Raw genomic sequence first — 21,896 nt, 5'->3', positions numbered from 1 at the left:
ATAGTATAAATATACTTATATATGAAATATTCATATCGGGGCATATTCAATACTTGCAGAAAGAAGTTGTAACATGAGGAAATCTATTAAGTGGAAAATAATTGTTGCTGTAATGGCTTTAATTATTATAAGTATGGCACCATTAATAACAATTAGTACGAGCACTATAAGCGAAAAGACGAAGAAAGATTTAATTGATCAAAGCCATGTTATAGTTGATGAGATGTCGACTACCATTCAGAATTATTTAGCTGTATATGAAAAAGGTCTTCTACAATTATCCACTTCCAATGAAATTGTAGATTTTCAAAATAGCGCTAAAGCGACTGATCACATGTTAGCCAATCAATTAGAGAAACAATTAGATATTAGATTTAATGAATTTGTTTCTTTATATGACGCTGTGGCTTCTGTGTATATAGCTCTACCAGATAAATCGATCGAAATAATTCCGGAATCAGACCTTGGAGCAGGTTTTGATCCTACTTCAAGGGAATGGTATATAAACGCTGTTTCAAACTAAGATAGTTTTAGCTGGTCAAGACCTTTTGTAGATGCTGCTACCGGGGAATATGCTATTTCTGGTGCAAAAGCAGTTATTAAAGATGGTAAAGTGGTCGGTGTGCTTGCTATTGACATTCTACTATCGAAGTTAACAGAAACAATAGCAAACAATGATTTAGGCTATGGTGGCTATCCGATTATTGTGGATGCGGATGGGAACGCTATCGTTCATCCAACTTTATTTGGTGAAAATCTATCCGAGTATTCATCCGTTGAAACGATGATTTCTAACTCCACTGATAATGGAGAGATAACTGACGTAAATGACGGTACTATTACTATATTTAGCTCATTACCAGGATTAGATTGGAAACTAGGGGCTGTTTACGAGGAAAGTAAGATAAATCAAACTGCAGACAGCATTCGTACATTGCTTATCACTATTGTATTATCTATTGAGGCATTGATATTTATTGTCTTATATTTCATCATCAGTCGTATTTTAAAACCAATCGAACAGCTAAAAAAGTTGATGGATTTTATTGCTGATGGAGATTTAACGGTTCAAGCAAATATAAAAACCAAGGATGAAATTGGTCAGTTAGCAATAAACTTTAACAAAATGGCTACAAATATGAATGAAATTATTCAAGTAGTAAAACAGTCGGCTAATAACGTGCAGTCGAATTCTGAAAGTTTAAGTGCAGTAGCGGAAGAAACAAATGCTTCTGCGGAACAAGTATCTTTAGCTGTTAGTGAAATCGCAGAAGGTGCCTCCAAATCCGCAGAAGATGCTGGAGAAGTAACGGAGAGTTCAGTTCACTTAAGTGAACAAATCAATCTTATCAATGAAAAATCAGTAATGATGACGGAGATAGCTACAAAAGCAAACACCATGAATACAAATGGACAAAAGCAAATGAGTGAATTGAAAACATCCTTTCATAGCTGGGAATCTAATCTTACTTCTATGTCTACGTTGTTTACTACTTTAGAAGTTAAAGTAAAAGCGATTAGTAGTGTTATGGAAACTATTATGGAAATCTCTGCACAAACGAATCTGCTCGCATTGAATGCAAGTATTGAAGCAGCTCGTGCAGGGGAGCATGGAAAAGGATTTGCAGTTGTGGCAGATGAAGTACGAAAACTTGCAGAGCAATCTGCAAAAGCAACAGAGGTAGTAAAACATACTATTACAGAACTACAAAGTGAATCCCATATTGTGGGGGAACAAATGGCAAACACCATTAAAACGTTCCAAAAACAAGGGTCTATTGTAACCGATACGGAAGTGACATTCAGTGAAATATCTTTGCTGATGAATAGTTTGCGAACTTCCATTGATACAGTGTCAGCAGAAATCGAACAGATTTCCAACTATAAGGATCAAGTCGTAGATACAATTCAAGTGATGGCCGCAACTTCGGAGCAAACTGCTGCGGCATGTGAAGAAGTGAGTGCATCATCCGATGAACAGCTTCGAGCAATCCAATCAGTAGCGGAAGCGTCTGAGACCTTAACGGAGCTTAGCGATAAACTAGCTGATGCAGTGAATCGTTTTAAAGTTTAAAAGAGGTTGAATTATTTGAAAACAAATGTTAATATTCTCTAATGAAGAACAATATAATTTAATAACTCTTATCAAGAGAAGCTGAGGGACATGGCCCGTTGAAGCTTCAGCAACCTCTGATCTGTCAGAAAGGTGCTAACTCCTACAAGATAATTTCTTGAAAGATAAGAATCGAGAGCAAAAAGTTCACCCTCTTTTCTTATTAATAGGAAAGAGGGTTTTTGAATTTAGAGGAGGAGAACTACTTGCCAATAAATATACCTAAACAATTGCCAGCAGCTGAACATCTTAAAAAAGAGAAGATATTTATCATGGATACTGATCGAGCAATAACCCAAGATATACGCCCATTAAATATAATTATCTTGAATCTTATGCCAGAAAAAGAGAAAACCGAGCTTCAATTGCTGCGTTTATTGGGAAATACATCTTTACAAGTAAATGTGACATTTTTACATATGGCAACCCATGATTCAAAAAATGTTAGTAAAACTCATTTGGATACTTTCTATACGACGTTTAAGGAGATCGAACATCGAAGATATGATGGTATGATCATCACTGGTGCCCCAATTGAACATCTACCATTTGAACACGTTAATTATTGGAGCGAGATGACTGAAATAATGGATTGGACCAAAACGCATGTGACTTCTGTTCTGCATATTTGTTGGGGGGCGCAGGCAGCACTTTATCATCATTACGGTATCGGTAAATATGACCTGCCGAAAAAATGTTTTGGAGTGTTTAGTCATCGGTTATCCGATCCAACCGTACAGTTAGTTCGAGGATTTAATGATGAATTTTACGCGCCAGTGTCACGTTACACAACCGTGTCCTACGACGAGATTAAACAAGATTCACGATTGACATTGCTTTCCAATTCAGAAGATGCAGGTGTTTTCCTAGTAATATCGATGGATAAAAAGCATATTATGATTACCGGTCACTTAGAATATGATGCAACTACACTTTCTGACGAATATCAAAGAGATATCGAAAAAGGTGTGGAAATCGATGTGCCAGAAAACTATTTTCTGAATGATGATCCAACACAAAAACCATTGAATTTATGGCGCTCACATACACATCTGCTTTTTTCCAATTGGTTGAATTATTATGTGTACCAAGAAACTCCATATGAATGGGAATGACTTTGAAAGGTCAGCTTAGTTATTCATGACGAAAAAGTATCTTTTTTAACATAAAGGGAAACAGTAAGGCAAATAGAACCTTAGTGTGAGTATTGATTAATTGAAAACAAGTCCATAAAAGTCGATTTCTTATTTCATGAAATCGACTTTTTTAAGTTGTAATCCATAGGTTTAAAAATCTTGATAAAACTGATGAAGATAGTATATTTTGGGTAGATAAAGAGAAATTATCAAGACTTAACCTTGCAGAGGGAATGTGAGAAGCATTTATAATATTCGTAATTTTACAAAGAGTGAAGCTTGAACGTGAATGTGTCTAAAAGAACTAAAGAACGGGTAAAGAATACTTAGCTGAAGCAAACAGGAGGTAATCTTTATTGAAAAATCATGTTATTGGCGCATACGAAAATGAACAAGAAGCTGCTGAAGTGGTTGAAGATTTAAAAGAGAAAGGCTATACAAATGAAGAAATTTCAGTTATTGGTAAAAATATAAAAGAACTATCTGGAATCACACAGGAAGTAAAATCCTCTATTAAGGATGGAGTCATTGCTGGAGCTGTAACAGGAGGAGCAATTGGCATAGCTGGCGTGATCGCAGGGTTATCCACTGTATTGATTCCTGGATTTGGCGCTGTGTTGGCTGCAGGTCCTATTATAACAACAATTGGTGGAGCAGTTATAGGGGCCAACTCTGGTGCTGGCGGGTTAAAGCATACTCTTATGGAGATTGGAGTTCCTGATGATGAAGCCGAAAGCTATTCTAATGACGCTCAGGCTGGTAAAATTCTGGTATTTCTTCATCCCAAAGAATGAGGACGGATTGAACTTTCAGATGTTTGCATTAATAACACACAGTGATTTTACAAGAAGACTCAAATGGAAAAGTATTTTATTCTTTGAAAGTACAAAGTAAAGATTTAGTTGTTGACGGGGGTAGTGGCACAGTTGGATTCTATGATGTGTATCAATATGGAGATGTTGTGGAATCAACACCAAGGTAGGTACTACCTTATAAATTGAATCACTTAAATTATGTCTTTGACTTATTAGGAAGTCACTATAAAATGCGTTTAAAAAGAAAGAGAAGTTAATTGTCTACCTCATATAGGCAATTAACTTCTTTTGCTATCTATATACTAGTGAAAAACATAAAAGTAGGATAGCAACTATTATAAGTATGCGAACATTTTTATTTGTTCTTATTGGACTAGCGCTGGGTACCGGGTTCTCATACAAGGAGAACCCGGTACCTTTTACTGAAAGGGAATAATAAAAACAACCTGAGTCCATCTAAATAATGGACCCAGGTTGAAGAAAGAGTTTCAAATTCTATAGACGGTTTCCTACTCCAAATTACTTATTGAAATGGTATACATTCCAAATATCAGGAGTTTCAGAGCCAATGTACCAAGCAGCTGCGCCGCCTAGGTTAAATTGGGTTGCGATGTTGATACGAAGTTTGATAGATTGTTTATCCTCCACCCATATTTGGTGCTTTTCTCCGTTTGCAGTATATTCTACATAATTTTGTTGGGTATTTTGATCCCAAACTTTTATAAGACGTTTTGAAGAGATAATTTGCTCTACCTCACTCATTGTGCGATCGATACTTTTCACTTTTTTTGTCGTTAAATTGGTAACCCATTCTCTTGTGTAGAAGGGTATTGCCAAGACGATTTTATGAGATGGTACATCTTTCATTAGAAGTTCAACGCCTTCTTTAACCCATGGCATAGACGCTACAGATCCCGCTACTGGGCTACCTCCCCAATGCTCGTCATAACCCATCATAATGATATAGTCAGCAGCCTGACCTAATGCTTTGCGGTCGAGACTACCAGACCAAAAAGGATCTCCGTTTTCACGAGTAACGTCAACAGATACTTTAATTCCATGTGGCTGAAGCGCTTTTTTAAGTTCGGTTACGAAGCGGACAAAATCTTGTTTGTTTTTCGGATCGATGTTTTCAAAGTCCACATTTATTCCATCGCTTTTTGTTTGGACTAAAGAATCTTTGAGAGTTGACACTAATTTTTGACGTTTTGTAGGATTACTTAATATTGAATCAGTTAAAACAGGGTCGAATTTATTCCCAAATAGTGGCCATACTTCTTTGCCCTTGCTATGTGCATCCTTCAGATATTTTGTATCGGCTGTAATGGAAACAAAAGTTCCTGTATTGCTTAAAGTATACCAACGGGGTGACACCACATTTAAATTCGAATGGTTCAATTGTTGGGCATAATTTTGGGGACTTCCATTATACTTCCAACCCATTACGATTCGTTGTTGATTCTTTTGTTTTAAAAGTGATTTATTAACCCAGCCTTTTTTACCACCTAACAACTGAACTTGTACGTAATAATCGGGAATGTTTAATTTTTGTCCGATAACTAGGTCTGCAGATTGTAGATTGTTCAATTTGGTTAGATCAGTGATAGCTACTTCGAACTTTTTGGAAATTTTCCATAAAGTATCACCATTCATAACAGTATATTGTTTATGTGTTTGTGGAATTATTATTTTCTGTCCAATTCGGATTTCTGTGGAAGTAAGCTTGTTTGTCTTTTGAAGTTCACTTATTGGAATCCCGTATTGGTTTGAAATTTTCCATAATGTATTTCCTGAAATTACAGTATGCATGATAACGGTAGAAGAGTCTCCTAAAGCAGTGGAAAGGATAGGGAATTCTTCCCCTTTTTTTAAAGTGGTGATAATAGTCGAACCTTGTTTAGGTAAACTTAATACGTTAACATTATCTATTTGAACAGTTCCAACTGAAAGGGAATTACCAGCAGCTGTACTTTTTATAGGACCAAAACTTAGAAATAAGAAAAATATAATAAAAATAGGAAGTACTTTTCTCACTTAAACCCATTCTCCTCTAGTTTGAAAGTAGTAGTATAACTTTCATAGATTACTATGAATTTAAATTAATAGATACAGGTACTTTGTGGAAGTTTAACCAATGCAAAATAGGGTGCGGTAGTAAATGCTGCCTTGATGTTGGATACCTGATTCTCCAATAATTAAGAGAATCAATATTAAAAATGGTAAAATCATTTTATCTAGTAATCCATTGTTTATGGGTAGTGAAAATGGAAAGGGGTACTAGAGCAACCGGTCCTGCATCAATTAACAAATTTTATATAGTCAATTCTGGAAGTAATAATGTTTCAGTAAATGATGGGTCTAACAATACTGTAATTGCTACTACAAAAATATTAACCCCGTTCCTTTTGGGAGGGGTTAATATAACGATTTTATTTTACCTTATACACTTTCAGACTAGGTAACTCTAAACAATTCAATTGTCCACCGTATACAGCTCCACCATCAATCCCTATGATTCTATTACTTCCAAAGTAGACATTGTAATTTTCTGCTTCTCCATGAAGTGAGCTTGTTTCTGTATGCCCAAATATGATAATCTTTTCCCCGTCATAATTTTTATAAAATTCGTCTCGAATCCACATTAAGACATGTGGATTTGTCTCAGAAATAGGTGTCGTTGGGTGTACACCGGCATGGACAAAAATATAGTCGGAGGTTTCTATGTAATTTTCTAATCCCTGAACAAATTCTAAGTGTTGCTGTAGTACAGTTGATTGTAATATTGGTTTTTGAAATTTTTCTTCACTTACAGCAAGATCAATTTCAGAGAAACCATAGCTAAATAACGTTTTATCTCCACCACACAACTTTACCCAATGGTTCCATGACCTTTCTGCTTCTGTCGTTAACGCTTTTATCATCATATCTTCATGATTACCCTTCAGTAATTGTGCTCCACTTTCTTGTAAGCTCATTACTTTTTCGATGACACCTTTTGCATTTGGTCCCCGGTCCACGTAATCACCTAATAAGATTAATTGATCATTTTCTGAATCGTATTCTACTTCGCTAAGCAATTGTTCAAACTTCTCTAATTCACCGTGAATATCACTTATTACAAGGGTTCTTTTCATTTTTTTCGCTTCTTTCTAATTGGATATGTTCTATTATTAACTATTCACAGAGTAACTGAAAACTAGTATTTCCGTCTACTGAATATGTTTCTTAACTGAGAACCTGGTACTATTCAAATGAAATGCAAAAAAAAGAGACTGGGACAGAAGTAGAAATTTTATTAATAGCGTGACTCCTGAGACTACAGGCTCAGGCCACGCCCGTGGAAAGCGTCCCTGGAATGGAAATCAATTTTGTACACAGCAAAAAAAACAGCATTTTTCTCACAGAGAAAAATGCTGTTTTGGGATTCTGTACCAGCCTCGTCACTGTTACCGATTGTTAAACACGTTGATCAGATATGGTTGCATTATTATTTGCTGCGCTAAGGGCTGGAAGATTATCATATGGTGGTCCGGTAGTTGTGCCGGCAAATAATACGATATCAAACTCATTCATTGGAATACCCCATGAGTTGCCTACAAAAGTGGTGAAGGCTCTATCAACTAAGAAGCCGCCTTTTGTGTTATATACTACATTATTGTTTATTTCGCCGGTTACATTTGGGTTGATATATATCCCAGTTCGTAATGAATAGAATGTATTACCCTCAACAGTAAAGTTTATGCCTCCTTGTGGCACTACTGCCCGGTTCACTACCCAGTTTGCCATTGGCAATGCTTGCGGTGGACCAAATATTGTAATATTTAATAAAGTTGTATTTGTACCACCAACTTGGATGAATTCCTTTGCATATGGAATATCGCTAGTTATTGTTAAGCCGTTAATCGTCGTATCAGTTGCAGTTACTAATATAGCGATAATATCTGCTTGAAGCATTAGGGTTGTACCTGGTTCACCTAATAAGGTTATCCCCATTTTGTTGACTAAAATTTGGGAAGTGATTGGATATGTGCCACTTAAAATATGCACGGTTCCTCCAGGATTAACGGCTGCAATTCCTTCGGTGATAGTACCAAAAGGATTTGCTATACTACCGTCTCCTCCTACTGCTCCTGCGCTTACGTATATATTATTCGGATCAACAAGCTCATTTATTGCTGTATCAAGGGATGCTTGGACACTTGCAATGGTAGGGTAACCCCCAACAGGTCTAGTATTTAACAGTACTTCTGCTACTTCATCTTTCTGAGCTTCAGAAAGAGCGTTGTAAGCTGTTAAATTTAGCCCTAAACCAGGGTCTTCAATTGCAGCTCGCATTTCAGCTACTGTTTGAGCATCATTTACTGCAACTAAGAACATATTAGTACCAGATAATACATAATCTGTTTCTACTTGTGAAATAGTTATCGTGTCATTTGTATTGAGAAGGTTATCTAATTCACTCATTTGAGCTGTTACAAATTTTACTGAACTAAAAAGATCACCTTCATAAATTGTAAAGATTGTTAGTCCGTTTAAAAAAATATTTGTGTCGCTACCATAGGTAACACTCTCTGTTTCACCAGGCTCAAGCGTAAATGTTACAGTTCCATCCTGGTTATAAGGAAATTCTCCTTCACGTACAAAGAGAGTAATTTGAAAAGTCGCTAATGTGTTATTGATAAATATTTTTTCTGCCATTATTTCTCCTCCTTTCTTACACTAGTACGAATACTAGAAGTTGTAGAAAGACAATATCTCTTTCTCTATTACATAATATGGAGAAAAATAGATTATGAATAAGTCATCCTAACTATTTACAGTGAAATAAAAAGAGAATATGTTTTTTCTGAATAGTTGCATTATAATAAAGAGAGAAAATACAGAAAAAGGAGAGGATTATTATGAACGAGATAACTGATTTACACACTGATTTTATACGAATTGTTCGGAAAAAATTTTCAGATCTAATGCAGGATACAGAAAAGGCTATAACACAGATGGAGAAAGATAAGCTATTTTGGACTCCGAATAATCATTCGAATAGTGTAGACGTAATCATTAAGCATATGAGTGGAAATCTGATTTCACGTTGGACGGATTTTTTGACTACAGATGGCGAAAAACCAAATAGAAATCGAGATGGAGAATTTGAAAGTACAATACAAACTCGTGAGGAATTGTTGGAAATTTGGTCAGAAGGCTGCCAAGTATTTTTAGATGCATTAGATGTTATCAAACCAGAACATTTACTACAAACTATATTTATTAGAAATGAACCTCACACTGTCATGGAAGCTGTGATAAGAAGCCTTTCCCATACATCCTCCCATGTTGGCCAGGTGATTTACATTGCCAAACAAGTTTCAGCTAAAGAAAAATGGATCACTCTATCTATTCCCAAAAAACAAAGCTAGTAATGGAGGTGTTATTTTGGAGCTAGGATTAGGAAAAAACGAAGTAAAGTTATTACCCTACACAAACCAGTGGAAAGAAGAGTTCAACAGAGTAAAAATAGAAATAATGGATGTCACAGGGTTTGAAGGAGATAGAATAGAACATATAGGAAGTACCGCGATAAATAATATGACTGCAAAGCCAATCATCGATATATTAATAGGCGTAGATGATATTGCAAAAGTAGATAAAGCATTATACAAAAAATTACAAAGTATTGGATTTCTAAGACTTCGAGTCGAAAGGCCGGATGAGATAGTTCTTGCTAAATTTACAGATAATACATACGAAGTAAAAACTCACTACATTCATATGGTTGATTATGATAAAGAATTATGGAAAAACCAACTATTCTTTCGTAATTTTTTAAATTCAAACGTTGAAGTACGAGCTGAATACCTTAATATCAAAATAACCAGTGCCAAACAAAAAAATATTAATATAAACAAGTATACAGATTTGAAGGAACCATTTGTAAAAAGTATATTTGCTAAGCGTATTAACTAGGAGATAGATAGAATTGATAACCAACTTATATTTTGTTAGACATGCACATTCCAATTATTCAGTTGATGAGCTAGGTAGGTCATTGTCAGAGCAGGGATTGGTTGATGCTAAGCATATAACGGATTTATTAATGCGAGAAAATATAGATGCTGTTGTATCGAGTCCTTATAAGCGAGCGATTCAAACGGTTGAAGGAGTAGCAAAACATTTAGAAAAAGAAATAGTAATTGTCGATGAGCTGAAAGAACGGATTTTATCCGAACAACCAGTTGCTGATTTCAATAAAGCAATGCTACAAGTATGGTCTGATTTCGACTTTTCACTACCGAGCGGAGAGTCTAATCATAATGCTCAAGCTAGAGGTGTCAGTGCAACAAAAGAGATTTTAAAGAAATATGCAGGACAAAATGTAGCAATAGGATCACATGGAAATATAATGGTGTTAATCATGAATTATTTTGATCCGACCTATGATTTTAGTTTTTGGGAGCAGCTTGAAATGCCTGACATCTATCAGCTCACTTTTTATGAACAGCAAATGATAGCTGTGAAGAGAGTGGATGAAGAATCAATTGCAAATAGTTCTGGCTATACTATTTTTAAACAATCGGAAATACAAACTAACTTTCAAAAAGTGGATCTTGAACGTAAAAGAATGATTGGTACTATAACTTTTCATGATCAGGTGTTATTAACTATTGAAGTAGATTTATTAAATGATCATTTTAAGGTAGACGGTGACACAAAGCAATTGGCGCAGATAATGAGTGAGAGAGGTTTAGACATGAATTATATGGAAATGTTTAAGGAAATGACTAGATTTTTTGTGGAAAATCAAATTACGGAACCTCAAAAATATTATGAAAGATTACAAAAATAACGTACCTTTTTATATGATAAACACCTAAAATAGAATGTATGTGTGGTGTACTTTACTATATAGATTGATAATCTCATGGGTGGACGGCAAGTTTTGTTACTTTCTGTATAAAGGCTGAACCGAAGAAGGTGCTAAATCAATGGAATGGTTAATCATTATAGTTATTACATATCTGCCAATCGTTTATAGAATCCACAAACGCCTAGAATTTTTAGAGAATGAGGTTTTTCAACTAACTGGTACTTTAGTTGAACTAGTGGCTACCTGTAGGGTAGCTTTTTTATTGAATTAACACTGCAGTTTTAGTTCAATACTAGTTGAAGAATAATGAGAGAAAGAATTAATTTAATTGTGGAGATGATTTAGTGTTTAAATATAATGTATGTTTTTTAAAAAGTAATGACCGAATCTTAATGCTTAATCGTGAAAAGCCACGATTATGGGTAAGTTCAAATTGATGAAAACACCCTAGAATGACATTGTGGATTTGTGAGAAAAAAAGTTCGATGATTTGAAAAGTGGTGACTTATGAAGATATTTAAAAAAATTATCGACATCCTCAACAGCTGGAAGGACATAGACATATGGGGAGACAGGAACGAGGGTTTATCCGATGATGATATAAAATATATGGATAGCATTCCATCTCAAAATCCGTATGGAGTGGTTGGAATGATTATTAGTGGATTTGCTTTCTTATTTCCCCAATACCCTTTTTTTGTTATTACTCTTACCTTTTGTATAGTTACCTTTTTTACTTTTGATAAGGAAAAAGAAGATAATCCTTGGACATTTATTATGGGTATAATACTATCTTTGGTGGGATTATTAATGTTCATTAAAGGTGAAGTTCATCATTTAATAATTTAATTTCTTATTGTGCTAACGGATGCTTTACTTCAAGAGGAGTAAAGAGTAAAGCCTTTTTTCTTATAGAACTAACGCGGCATTTTAGTTGAAGAAGAATATTGTCCTACAACAAGGATATACTACCTAAAATTAGGTAGGTGGTTAGATGAAAAAAATACTATTAATATATGTACTTTTACTTTTAACTCTAACAACGTTGTTATATGTAACTTGGGAAAAGCCAACAAAAGTAAAGGCAATAAACAAAGAAAACCAACAATTATTAGAAGACATTTCAGAGCCGTGTAGTCTAATGTTGGAGCCTGTTGACAAAAGTATGACGAATGCAAAAGGTGTTGCATTAATCTATAAAGTGCAATTAAATCCACCGAGTTTTGCAAGAACTAATATAAGTATTCTTGCTGTTCATCTTCCCAAACCATCTACTTATGGTGACTTCGATAGCTATGAAGGATTTGCGTCTATTCCCAAAGAAATAAGTTGGCGTTTTAAACTTTATCCAACCCCAGAGGATAATGACCCAAGTTGGGCTGGGCGATTTGATTTAATAACAGCAGAAATGAAGAATGTCGAAGTTCAGGTACGCCTTTCAAATTCCAAAACAGGTAAGTTAGGACCAAGTGTTCTTACAAATAGTTTTAGCTACTGTAAATAGTTAATGCAAAGTAACGGGTTCTATACTTCAAGATGGGGTAAAGCCTTTTTTCTTATTTGAACTGAAGCGGCTGTTTAGTAAAAAAGTTATCCTTCTTTTTATATACTGACTTGGTTGTGTTTTCAGTGACAGTAGGTTTGTATAGTGTATTTGTAACAACAGAGAATGATGTAATTGACGACATCTGTCTACTAATTTTTATTGTTTGTATAAATTAAATGATTCCGTTTTCTCATCCCATTCCACCGTCACTTTAACAATTTTTACTTTAGAATATGTACTAATACGCTCATTACTACTTCCTGCTACTGAATAACTTGTAAGGGTACCTTTTTCTCCTTTTGGTGAATTTAGTGGATGCACCCCTGCTAATAGACTTTTACTTATTGATGTGCCAATACCTGTTTCAAATGTACATGAAACCCATCCTACGGAAACAACATCTTCCCCTTGATACTTTATCTTCCCTAGTCTTGTTATCGCCCCTTTAGAAATTTCAAGTGTAAAATCACCCACCCAATTTTCACTTTCCCCATGGTAAGTGAGCACTTTAGGCGACTTTATTTCTTGGGCAGGAACAGATAAAGCCAAAACTAATAAGGAGCATAAAAGTAAGACTAATGTTGCATAAAATTTTTTCATTATCACACCACCTTATGTTTATTTTGTTTAGAAAAAATCAACTTATCCCAAGCAAATATTTCTTTTAAAAATAGAAAAAAAGTAACGTTTTAATAACAACAATACTATCGCCGCATTTTAGTTGAATAAAGAAAGCCAGCCTCTTATGTCGCATAACGGATTCTGTAAAATAATTTTATTCTTTGAAGGAATTCATTAATGAAATAGAGAATTATATTGTGGATGACAATACTATAGTAGAGGTGAGTAAAATGGAGTTTCAGGCTGATAAGATATTCGTAAATTTAGCAGTTAAAGATTTAAATAAGACTAAGGAATTTTTCTCTAAATTGGGGTTTGAATTCAATGCCCAGTTTACCAATGAGATTGCAGCAAGTATGATTATTAGTGATAATATATTTGCTATGTTGTTAGTTGAAGAACATTTTAAAACTTTTACGAAAAAAGAAATCGCTGATTCTACAAGAAGTAATGAAGCGATCTTGGCACTATCTGTTGATAGTAAAGAAAAAGTCGTGGAGATTGTAAACAAGGCTTTAGAAGCAGGTGGGAAACCTTCAATGGAACCACAAGACCATGGTTTTATGTATGGATGGAGTTTTGAGGATATTGACGGTCATCTTTGGGAGCTTTTTTACATGGACGAAAGTGCATTAAAATAATTTATTCTAAACATTAAGTAACTCACAATAAACCGAAAGAGGAAGCTGGCACATGGTGTTGGCTTTTTTGTTGTACATTATGAAGATTATGTGAAACAGAGTTACAGTTGCTTATTAAATTAATGGGAGCTTTAGTAGAAAATCGTTGGTACCATTGGTATTGAGCTAACGACGCAATATAGTTGAAGAAGGAATTCACATTAGTAAGTAGAAATTTGAAAGCAATTCAATGTTCTATATTGGTTTCCTTCTCGTCTGTTAAAAGAGCCAGTGCTTCACGAAAAAGATTTATATGTTAACAAGAACTTCTCTCTATTGACGTAAAGTTTTTGTATTGTTGTATTATGAAGGAAAGTCTATTTAATTCTTTAAAGGAGATTAATAATCACTATGAAAATTGATACAAATATAATATTGGAAGGAAATACAATCATTCTTGTTCCTCTTGAGATGAAATATAAGGAACGAGTATATGAAGCTATAAAAAGCCCTGATGTATGGAAATATACTTGGAGGCAAGTTAAAACATTTGATGATATAGAACAAATATTATCCATAGCTGTACAAAGCAAAAATGACGGAAAGCAATTACCTTTTATAATAAAGGATAAATTATCTGGTGAAGTAATAGGGACAACTCGTATTGGTGAAATAGATACAGCAAATCGAAATGTTGAAATAGGCTGGACTTGGCTTTCTCCATCAGTTTGGAGAACGAAGGTAAACACAGAATGTAAATTTTTATTACTTCAATATTGTTTTGAAGAACTGAAGGTACTACGTGTTCAATTTTCTATTAGTGGTCAAAATGTACGCTCTCAAAAAGCAGTTGAACGAATAGGTGCAGTAAAAGAAGGAACATTTCGTAAACATAGGATTAAGGCAGATGGGACTATTCACGACAATATATTTTACAGTATTGTTGATACCGAATGGATTGATGTAAAGGGAAAATTGATTAACTTACTGGAGAAGAATTACTGATTTAATTTAAAAACCAATGTATTTAATTCTGTTTTTATAAATGATATCATCTTCAACTAACTGGCGCTTTACTTCAATAAGAATAATGTCTTTTCACAGGGAAATACTACTTAAAATTAGGTAGGTGATTAGATGAAAAAAATATCAGTAATTTTTTACTATTGCTATTAAGTCTAACAACAGTGTTTTATGCAAATCGGGAAAGTTTAACAAAAGCTGAGTTTGCAGGGATAAATGAAAACACATTCTTAGCGACATTAACCGCTAAAGTAACAACAATTTTTGAGGAAAATGTTACACCAATTAGCAACTCTCGAATTATTGTAATAAATTCATTAGGTGAGATAATTGGAACAGAATTAACAAATTCTGATGGCGAAGCAAAAATACCTATTTCAGTGAACAAGGATCCCAGGTTCCTAATGAAAAACATGGGGGAGGTTACTGTAATAGCAGTTGCAAAAGGGTATAACGAGCATATTAACTTCAGTGTTCTAATAAATGAATTTAGTGATAATACAGGAAGTGTTTCAATTCCTCTTTGGGAAATAGACCCTAACAGACGAAATGAACCCCAATTTATCCACGGAAGTTTTCACCGTTTTACTGTTTTTGAAATGCTTGATTATTATGCAAAAAAAATAGGGTTAATGAGACAAAATATCAAAGAAGATTCTATATTACCAGCTCCTTGGGGACCTGAATTGGTCCACAGTGAATAATGCTTCGAGAAGTTCCTTATTAAACCCGGGGGCGATGGAGTCAGACTAACGGATGGGCTCAATGGCACCATAGTTCATCGACCTTCTTCGCCAGCCTTACTAATCTATTCCTATGCTTTCATCCTCTATGGTACAGTTTTTTTAGCTGCATGGATGCTATAGCTAACGGGTTGTTTAGTTGAACAAGGATCATAATAAAAGAACAAACTTTTTTTATAAATAACAAAATAACTGATTATGACGCCATTTGGAATTATTTTTTTCAAAATGGTTTCTTTTTGTTTTTCTTAAAATATGGGTTTTCGAAGTATTTTTGGTCACACTATTTTTACAAAACTACAGTAACAAAAATTGGTATCTTTAAATACATATAATTAATGATTGAAAGTAAATAGTTTAAGTATTTTATATAATTTAGTCTTGATAAAATGCTTATGATTAGTTTTTCTCACTAATGATTGCATTGATTACGCTGACTCTTTTAGGTGACATGAAAAAAGTAATCCACCTATGAGTTAGCGCTTGGATGGATTACTTAATATCTTTGTCGACACCTTGAAGGGAATCAGTCTATTTTAACGATTGGATGCTATTAACATCCGGGCGGTATTTTATTGCATACCTGTATTTTCATTTATTACACCAACTATAATGAAGGGAATCAATGGAGTAGTTGTTCGCAACCATCTCTTTTCTGCTTTTTTGTGACATGCTTGTTTGTTCAATCAAAATCAAAGTCATTTTCTTGTTCTATTTTTATAATATTCCCTGTTCTCGCATGAACTTCCACTTCAAAAATCTGGTTACTTTGTGTCATGATGAACACCTCGTATACTAGAATACCGTCCTCCATATCCAGGTCCACGTGTACAATTTCTCCAGGCACTCTTTGTAAGGCAATACTCATTGCCTGTTCTACAGTAATCCTCTGGCCATACATTGGATTTACCACTGTTTAAACCCCTCCCAGTCATGTTAATACCTATTTTATGCAAACGGTATATAAAAGGATAAAAATTATTTGACAATTGAAAGTATTCCTAATATCATAATAGTTAACTTTTATGTTCGGATAAAGGGCAGAAGATGCTAAAAGTAGTGTCGCCTAGGAACAGATGAGCTGAGATTAGTTTAGAATAGCGGAGAAAATTGTTTGAATAAGAATAGTAGCTTTGGCGGACAATTAAGAGAGTCAGTGGTTGGTGTAAACTGATTTGTTGCTAATGCGAATGGGCTTATGAGAGCTTCCTCGAGGACATAAACTGTTTTAGAGGTAGACGTGTTTCCTACGTTACAGGAGCTTAAGCGGGAGTGTTACACTCCAACTAGAGGTGGCAACGCGGTCAACACCGTCCTCTTCCAAGGGATTTTTTTGAAATCCCTTGGAAGAGGACTTTTTTTATCCCGCTTTAACGGGGCAGTAAGACTTTCACTTTAAGGCTAGGCCGATGTAACAAAGTGTAAGTGAAAGATCCACTGCCTGTAAAAGCCCGAATGATTCAACTAACAATCCGTGAGGGATGAAGAAAACTCCCACAGATTGAAGTTTCACTTTTTTTAGCTAGAGACGAGCAGAGGAGAGATTAAAGATGAGAGAATTTATAGAGAAAGTAGAGAAGAACGAGCATTTATTGTATGAGGAAATGATTATAGCCTCTAAGTTAATGTTTGGCGAGGATACGGAAGTACAACATATTGTCGATTTTTTAAGAACACTTTCAAAAAAAGGGGAGACTTCTATTGAGGTTGCTGCACTTGCAACAGTTATGAAGTCCTTTGCAATTCATTTAAATGAGCCAGATGGCGATTATATGGACAATTGCGGTACTGGTGGTGATGGTTTGAATAGCTTTAATATAAGTACAACCTCCGCATTTGTTTTAGCTGGTGCAGGTGCAACAATAGCAAAACATGGTAACCGCAAAATTTCAAGTAGCGCAGGAAGCTCTGATGTACTGGAAGCATTAGGAATCCATACATCCATTAGTCCAGAGGCATCAATTGAATTACTTAAGCAAGAAGGGTTAACTTTCCTTTACGCACCAAATGTGCACCCAAAACTTAAGAAAATTGGAATTGCTCGAAAAATTATTGGAAAGCCAACAATTTTTAACTTGGTTGGCCCATTAACAAATCCTATTAAATTACAAACTCAATATACGGGGATCAATCGATCAGATTTCACGATGGAATATGCAGAAGTATTAAGAATTTTAGGAAGAAAGAGGGCTATTGTTGTTTGTGGTGCTGGAGGAATGGATGAGGCGTCACTTGCAGGTGTAAATCAATTAGTGTTAGTAGATAACGGGGATTTAATACCCTTTAAGCTGACGCCAAATGATGTTGGTTTAGCTTCTGCTCCTATTTCTGCAGTACGTGGAGGAGATGGACACATAAATGCTGAAATACTGCGAAACGTTCTTCAGGGTGAAGCAAGTGCCTATTTAGATACAGTCCTTTTTAACAGCGGAATTGGATTATTTGCTTCTGGTATCGTTAGCTCTATTCAAGAAGGAGTAAAGATGGCAGCGGATTGTATTCATTCGGGAAAAGCAATGGAAAAACTGGAAGCAGTTATTACTTTCAGTCAACACTCTGTACGACATGAGGTGGCATTATGACAACCATTCTAGATAAGATATTGGATGCTAAAAAAGGTCAAATTCAAGAATTGTTAATGCATACCATTCCAGAACAAGCCAATTCTTCTATTAGACCTTCCTTATTTGATTCACTATATCAATCTGAAAGCTTGCAAATAATATCTGAGATTAAACGAGCGTCGCCTTCAAAAGGTTTGATTGCTGAAGGAGTTAATCCTGCAGAGCAAGCGTCTCAATATGCAGAAGCTGGTGCTGCCTGTATTTCTGTATTAACCGATACACCTTTTTTTCAAGGAACATTTGATGATTTAGCTATCGTTGCTCGCACTGTTTCTATCCCAATTCTTTGTAAAGACTTTATCATTCATCCAATACAGATCGATTATGCAAAACAAGCAGGTGCATCTGTCGTGCTACTTATCGTTGCAGCATTGGAACAAGAAAAACTTTCAACTTTATATATATATGCGCTAGGTAAAGGCTTGGAAGTGTTAGTGGAAGTTCATGACTCTTTGGAACTGGATCGTGCTTTGCAGCTGGATGCGAAACTAATTGGAGTTAATAACCGAGATCTTCGAACATTTCAAGTAGATTTGTCTAGAACTGCAGAAATTGCAGCTATCTTTCCATTTGGAGAAGAACGTGTGCTCATAAGTGAAAGTGGTATTTGGGATTCCGCTGATGCGATAAAAGTAGCAAGCTATGGTGCCAGTGCAGTTCTTGTCGGGGAATCGCTAATGCGTAGTGGAGATGTTGAAAATGCTCTTCGAAGCTTACAGGTTAAAAGGGAGGCGATTATCTCGTGACAAAGGTGAAAATTTGTGGGCTTATGGAGAAAGAACATGTAGAAATCGCCGTTAGGGCAGGTGCAGACGCGATTGGTTTTGTCTTTGCTCCTAGTAAGAGAAAGGTAACAATTGAAAAAGCACATGGTCTAGCTAAGCATGTGCCTCCTGGGGTTTTGAAGATAGGAGTTTTTGTAAATCCAACAAAAGAGGAACTTATAACTGCAATACAAGAGGTTCCGCTCGATTATATACAATATCATGGTCAGGAAACTCCAGAATTTGTACTGACAAGCAATCTACCTTCTATTAAAGCATTATCAGTTCACAATGAAGAGGATGTTCTTCAGGCAAAAAAATACGAGACAGATTTTTATTTGTTTGATGCTCCAGGTACAGATTATCAAGGCGGTAGTGGAAAAGTATTTGACTGGCAGCTGATGGAAGTTAATAATATTCCGATTGAAAAAATTATTCTAGCAGGTGGTTTGACCCCAAATAATGTAAAAGATGCTATTGAGCGAGTAAATCCTTATATGGTAGATGTATCGAGTGGAGTAGAACGAAATGGAATAAAAGATAAAGAATTGATTCAATCGTTTATTCGAGCTGCAAAAGATGGGAGTGTGGAATAATGATTAACATAAAAGAGGAACAACGAGCAGGCAGATATGGAAGATTTGGTGGTCAGTATGTCCCGGAGACGTTAATGACTGCTTTAATAGAGTTAGAGAATGCATATGAGCAAGCAATTGTAGATCCAACCTTCCTTGATGAAGTAAATTACTATTTAAAAGATTATGTTGGACGTGAAACACCATTATATTTTGCTGAAAGACTAACGAAAGAGCTTGGTGGAGCACAGATATATTTAAAGCGAGAAGATCTAAATCATACTGGTGCTCACAAGATTAATAATACAATTGGTCAAGCGCTGCTTGCTAAGCGTATGGGGAAAAAGAAAATCGTAGCGGAAACAGGGGCTGGACAGCATGGTGTTGCAACCGCAACTGTTTGTGCACTCTTTGACTTAGAGTGTGTTGTTTTCATGGGAAAAGAGGATGTGCGTAGACAGGAACTAAACGTGTTTCGTATGGAATTACTTGGTACAAAAGTTGTTTCCGTGGATCAGGGAGCAGGTACACTTAAAGATGCAGTAAATGAGGCACTTAGATATTGGGTTTCCAATGTAGAGGATACGCATTACATACTAGGTTCTGCGCTTGGTCCACATCCTTTCCCTAAAATTGTTCGCGATTTCCAACGGGTAATTGGAGTTGAAACAAGGCGCCAAATTGTAGAAAAGGCAGGGAAGTTACCAGATGCTGTAGTAGCTTGTGTTGGTGGAGGTAGCAATGCAATCGGTATGTTCCATCCATTTGTGGAGGACAAGAATGTTGCTTTATACGGTGTAGAGGCAGGGGGAAGTGGTATTTCTACTGGTCTTCACGCAGCAGCTGTTACTGGAGGAAAAGAAGGAGTTCTGCACGGTGCTTATATGTACATTTTGCAGGATGATAATGGTTTCATACAGGAAGCACATTCAATTTCAGCTGGTCTTGATTATCCTGGAGTAGGTCCCGAACATTCCTATTTACATGATATAGGTAGAGTTAAATATACTTCCGTAACAGACTTAGAAGCTTTAGAGGGTTTACAGCTATTATCAAAAAAAGAAGGGATAATACCGGCTCTTGAAAGTGCTCACGCTATTTATTTTGCTACAGAGCTGGCAAAAGAAATGTCTCAGGAGGAGATTTTAGTAATTTGTTTATCTGGCCGTGGGGATAAGGATGTCCAAACTGTTCGAGATGCGTTAGGGGTGAATGACAATGGCTAAAACAAAACTATTAAATGCTATTCAATCTGTAAATGCGGAAGGGGATAAAGTATTTGTCGCGTATATAATGGCTGGAGACGGAGGACTAGAGACATTAAAGTCTAAAATATTATTTCTTCAAACAGCAGGAGTTACTGCGATTGAACTAGGTATACCATTTTCTGATCCTGTCGCAGATGGACCTACCATTCAAAAAGCGGGTGAAAGAGCGCTTGCAAGCGGGATAACACTTCGATCGATTCTTCAGGAATTAGAAACTTTTTATAAAGAGGTAAAGGTCCCACTTGTACTAATGACGTATTATAATCCGCTACTCAGCTATGGATTAGAACAGTTTGCACAAGCATGTGAAAAATTAGGGATAGCGGGTTTAATCGTTCCAGACTTACCGATGGAAGAAAGTGAATTATTAAAGAGTTTGCTTGTAGAAACAGATGTCGCACTTGTCCCACTTGTTTCTCTAACTAGCCCACCGGAACGTATGGAAAAGATAGTTGCTGCTGGAGAAGGTTTCATCTATGCGGTAACAGTAAATGGAATTACGGGAGTAAGGGATAAATTTGATGACCAATTGGAGACTCATTTGAGACAATTGAAAGATATTAGTCCGGTTCCAGTCGTCGCTGGGTTTGGAATCTCAACTCCCGAACAAGTGCGATTGGTAAGTTCCTTAGCAGACGGTGTAATTGTAGGAAGCGCGATAGTCGAGGCGTTTCATCGAAATGAATTGGATAAAATACACGAGCTAATTGTGGTCTCTAAGAAGGTGCTTAACTAAGTTGGATTTATTGTTTTTTGTGTAGTTGTTTTTCCAACTATAAAAAAACGGGCAAAAACGACCGGTCCTTGAAGGTCAAACCAGTTTCTATTATTTTCGAAGGGCTTTGGACAGACTTTTATCTATATTACTAACCGGCTAATTTTTGAAAGGATGAGGCTGGGACAGAACCTCAAAACAGCATTTTTCTCTGTGAGAAAAATGCTGTTTTTTTTGCTGTGCACAAAATTGATTTCCATTCCAGGGACGCTTTCCACGGGCGTGGCCTGAGCCTGTAGTCTCAGGCGTCACGCTATTCCCGTAGGAGTCGCCCCTCCATTTCAATCAATTTTATTAAATATCCATTATTTAGTAAAGGTTTCTCCTTATCCAATAAAATTTCTACTTCTGTCCCAGCCTCATCCTTTTTTTCAGTAATCTTATTGCGTATACCAGTCCTCCGCACTACTA

The 21,896-nt window shown here is 35.8% G+C and carries 23 protein-coding genes, 2 pseudogenes, 1 riboswitch and 1 other annotated feature; of the genes and pseudogenes, 20 read left to right on the top strand and 5 right to left on the bottom strand.

Annotation, left to right across the window (positions count from 1 at the left end):
- The first annotated feature begins 73 nt into the window (after window positions 1-73).
- The 6 genes and pseudogenes from MKY37_RS00420 to MKY37_RS00395 all read left to right on the top strand — a co-directional run bounded on the left by MKY37_RS00420 (window position 74) and on the right by MKY37_RS00395 (window position 4,231).
- A complete protein-coding gene (locus MKY37_RS00420; RefSeq protein WP_340772572.1) occupies window positions 74-523 on the top strand; it encodes a hypothetical protein in 450 nt (149 codons plus the stop codon).
- Window positions 524-544: 21 nt separating this feature from the next.
- Window positions 545-1,132: pseudogene (locus tag MKY37_RS00415) on the top strand (cache domain-containing protein); the annotation flags it as partial.
- The gene (locus tag MKY37_RS00410) at window positions 1,127-2,074 is read left to right on the top strand and encodes a methyl-accepting chemotaxis protein (protein WP_340779802.1); all 948 of its coding nucleotides are present in this window, start codon (window positions 1,127-1,129) and stop codon (window positions 2,072-2,074) included. The pseudogene MKY37_RS00415 and the gene MKY37_RS00410, both read left to right, overlap by 6 nt.
- 65 nt (window positions 2,075-2,139) lie before the next feature.
- A riboswitch (SAM riboswitch) is annotated at window positions 2,140-2,245 on the top strand.
- A 74-nt stretch (window positions 2,246-2,319) separates the two neighbouring features.
- Complete coding sequence (gene metA / locus MKY37_RS00405) at window positions 2,320-3,228, top strand: homoserine O-acetyltransferase MetA (protein WP_340772570.1); 909 nt, start codon at window positions 2,320-2,322, stop codon at window positions 3,226-3,228.
- A gap of 377 nt (window positions 3,229-3,605) precedes the next feature.
- Window positions 3,606-4,043, top strand: a complete 438-nt coding sequence (locus MKY37_RS00400) for a general stress protein (protein ID WP_340772568.1) — start codon at window positions 3,606-3,608, stop codon at window positions 4,041-4,043.
- Window positions 4,044-4,084: 41 nt separating this feature from the next.
- Window positions 4,085-4,231 (top strand): hypothetical protein, encoded by a 147-nt coding sequence (locus MKY37_RS00395; protein ID WP_340772567.1) that lies wholly within the window; start codon window positions 4,085-4,087, stop codon window positions 4,229-4,231.
- 352 nt (window positions 4,232-4,583) lie between these two features.
- On the opposite strand, the gene MKY37_RS00390 is transcribed toward MKY37_RS00395, so the two are convergent.
- The 3 genes from MKY37_RS00390 to MKY37_RS00380 form a co-directional block, all read right to left on the bottom strand.
- Window positions 4,584-6,098: a LysM peptidoglycan-binding domain-containing protein gene (locus MKY37_RS00390; RefSeq protein ID WP_340772565.1), complete on the bottom strand. Its 1,515-nt coding sequence runs from the start codon at window positions 6,096-6,098 to the stop codon at window positions 4,584-4,586.
- 395 nt (window positions 6,099-6,493) lie between these two features.
- Complete coding sequence (locus MKY37_RS00385; RefSeq protein WP_340772563.1) at window positions 6,494-7,198, bottom strand: metallophosphoesterase family protein; 705 nt, start codon at window positions 7,196-7,198, stop codon at window positions 6,494-6,496.
- A gap of 322 nt (window positions 7,199-7,520) precedes the next feature.
- Complete coding sequence (locus MKY37_RS00380; RefSeq protein ID WP_340772561.1) at window positions 7,521-8,762, bottom strand: hypothetical protein; 1,242 nt, start codon at window positions 8,760-8,762, stop codon at window positions 7,521-7,523.
- A 203-nt stretch (window positions 8,763-8,965) separates the two neighbouring features.
- Between MKY37_RS00380 and MKY37_RS00375 the strand changes: the two genes are divergently transcribed.
- The 6 genes and pseudogenes from MKY37_RS00375 (at window position 8,966) to MKY37_RS00350 (ending at window position 12,430) form a co-directional block, all read left to right on the top strand.
- On the top strand, window positions 8,966-9,478 hold the full coding sequence (locus MKY37_RS00375) for a DUF1572 family protein (protein ID WP_340772558.1): 513 nt from the start codon (window positions 8,966-8,968) through the stop codon (window positions 9,476-9,478).
- Window positions 9,479-9,494: 16 nt separating this feature from the next.
- On the top strand, window positions 9,495-10,025 hold the full coding sequence (locus MKY37_RS00370; RefSeq protein WP_340772557.1) for a GrpB family protein: 531 nt from the start codon (window positions 9,495-9,497) through the stop codon (window positions 10,023-10,025).
- A 16-nt stretch (window positions 10,026-10,041) separates the two neighbouring features.
- Window positions 10,042-10,590, top strand: a pseudogene (locus MKY37_RS00365) (histidine phosphatase family protein); the annotation flags it as partial.
- Between the two features lie 454 nt (window positions 10,591-11,044).
- Complete coding sequence (locus MKY37_RS00360; RefSeq protein ID WP_340772555.1) at window positions 11,045-11,197, top strand: hypothetical protein; 153 nt, start codon at window positions 11,045-11,047, stop codon at window positions 11,195-11,197.
- Window positions 11,198-11,433: 236 nt separating this feature from the next.
- On the top strand, window positions 11,434-11,775 hold the full coding sequence (locus MKY37_RS00355; protein ID WP_340772554.1) for a DNA translocase FtsK 4TM domain-containing protein: 342 nt from the start codon (window positions 11,434-11,436) through the stop codon (window positions 11,773-11,775).
- Between the two features lie 145 nt (window positions 11,776-11,920).
- Window positions 11,921-12,430: a hypothetical protein gene (locus tag MKY37_RS00350; RefSeq protein WP_340772552.1), complete on the top strand. Its 510-nt coding sequence runs from the start codon at window positions 11,921-11,923 to the stop codon at window positions 12,428-12,430.
- Between the two features lie 198 nt (window positions 12,431-12,628).
- On the opposite strand, the gene MKY37_RS00345 is transcribed toward MKY37_RS00350, so the two are convergent.
- Window positions 12,629-13,072 carry a hypothetical protein gene (locus MKY37_RS00345; RefSeq protein ID WP_340772549.1) on the bottom strand — a complete coding sequence of 148 codons (444 nt, stop codon included), beginning with the start codon at window positions 13,070-13,072 and terminating at the stop codon, window positions 12,629-12,631.
- A gap of 251 nt (window positions 13,073-13,323) precedes the next feature.
- Here MKY37_RS00345 and MKY37_RS00340 point away from each other — a divergent pair, with 251 nt between their 5' ends.
- From MKY37_RS00340 to MKY37_RS00330, 3 genes are all read left to right on the top strand, one after another.
- Window positions 13,324-13,734: a VOC family protein gene (locus tag MKY37_RS00340; protein WP_340779799.1), complete on the top strand. Its 411-nt coding sequence runs from the start codon at window positions 13,324-13,326 to the stop codon at window positions 13,732-13,734.
- Window positions 13,735-14,124: 390 nt separating this feature from the next.
- The gene (locus tag MKY37_RS00335) at window positions 14,125-14,718 is read left to right on the top strand and encodes a GNAT family N-acetyltransferase (RefSeq protein WP_340772547.1); all 594 of its coding nucleotides are present in this window, start codon (window positions 14,125-14,127) and stop codon (window positions 14,716-14,718) included.
- 161 nt (window positions 14,719-14,879) lie between these two features.
- A complete protein-coding gene (locus MKY37_RS00330; RefSeq protein ID WP_340772546.1) occupies window positions 14,880-15,440 on the top strand; it encodes a hypothetical protein in 561 nt (186 codons plus the stop codon).
- Window positions 15,441-16,161: 721 nt separating this feature from the next.
- Here MKY37_RS00330 and MKY37_RS00325 read toward each other — a convergent pair.
- Window positions 16,162-16,392, bottom strand: coding sequence for a PepSY domain-containing protein (locus tag MKY37_RS00325; protein ID WP_340772545.1), 231 nt, complete (start codon window positions 16,390-16,392; stop codon window positions 16,162-16,164).
- Window positions 16,393-16,583: 191 nt separating this feature from the next.
- Window positions 16,584-16,800: a binding site (T-box leader), on the top strand.
- A gap of 229 nt (window positions 16,801-17,029) precedes the next feature.
- On the opposite strand from MKY37_RS00325, the gene trpD reads away from it, so the two are divergent.
- Genes trpD through trpA form a run of 5 tightly spaced genes read left to right on the top strand, consistent with a single transcriptional unit; the run spans window position 17,030 to window position 21,446 of the window.
- A complete protein-coding gene (gene trpD, locus MKY37_RS00320) occupies window positions 17,030-18,061 on the top strand; it encodes an anthranilate phosphoribosyltransferase (RefSeq protein WP_340772543.1) in 1,032 nt (343 codons plus the stop codon).
- Window positions 18,058-18,849 carry an indole-3-glycerol phosphate synthase TrpC gene (gene trpC, locus MKY37_RS00315; RefSeq protein WP_340772541.1) on the top strand — a complete coding sequence of 264 codons (792 nt, stop codon included), beginning with the start codon at window positions 18,058-18,060 and terminating at the stop codon, window positions 18,847-18,849. The genes trpD and trpC overlap by 4 nt, the downstream gene beginning before the upstream one ends.
- Complete coding sequence (locus MKY37_RS00310; RefSeq protein WP_340772539.1) at window positions 18,846-19,463, top strand: phosphoribosylanthranilate isomerase; 618 nt, start codon at window positions 18,846-18,848, stop codon at window positions 19,461-19,463. The genes trpC and MKY37_RS00310 overlap by 4 nt, the downstream gene beginning before the upstream one ends.
- Window positions 19,463-20,668 carry a tryptophan synthase subunit beta gene (gene trpB / locus MKY37_RS00305; RefSeq protein WP_340772537.1) on the top strand — a complete coding sequence of 402 codons (1,206 nt, stop codon included), beginning with the start codon at window positions 19,463-19,465 and terminating at the stop codon, window positions 20,666-20,668. The genes MKY37_RS00310 and trpB overlap by 1 nt, the downstream gene beginning before the upstream one ends.
- Window positions 20,661-21,446: a tryptophan synthase subunit alpha gene (gene trpA / locus MKY37_RS00300; RefSeq protein ID WP_340772533.1), complete on the top strand. Its 786-nt coding sequence runs from the start codon at window positions 20,661-20,663 to the stop codon at window positions 21,444-21,446. The genes trpB and trpA overlap by 8 nt, the downstream gene beginning before the upstream one ends.
- Window positions 21,447-21,896: the final 450 nt, after the last annotated feature.

The sequence above is a fragment of the Psychrobacillus sp. FSL K6-2836 genome (assembly GCF_038003085.1).
Taxonomy (GTDB): domain Bacteria; phylum Bacillota; class Bacilli; order Bacillales_A; family Planococcaceae; genus Psychrobacillus.
This window is presented reverse-complemented; position numbering and strand designations above follow the sequence as displayed.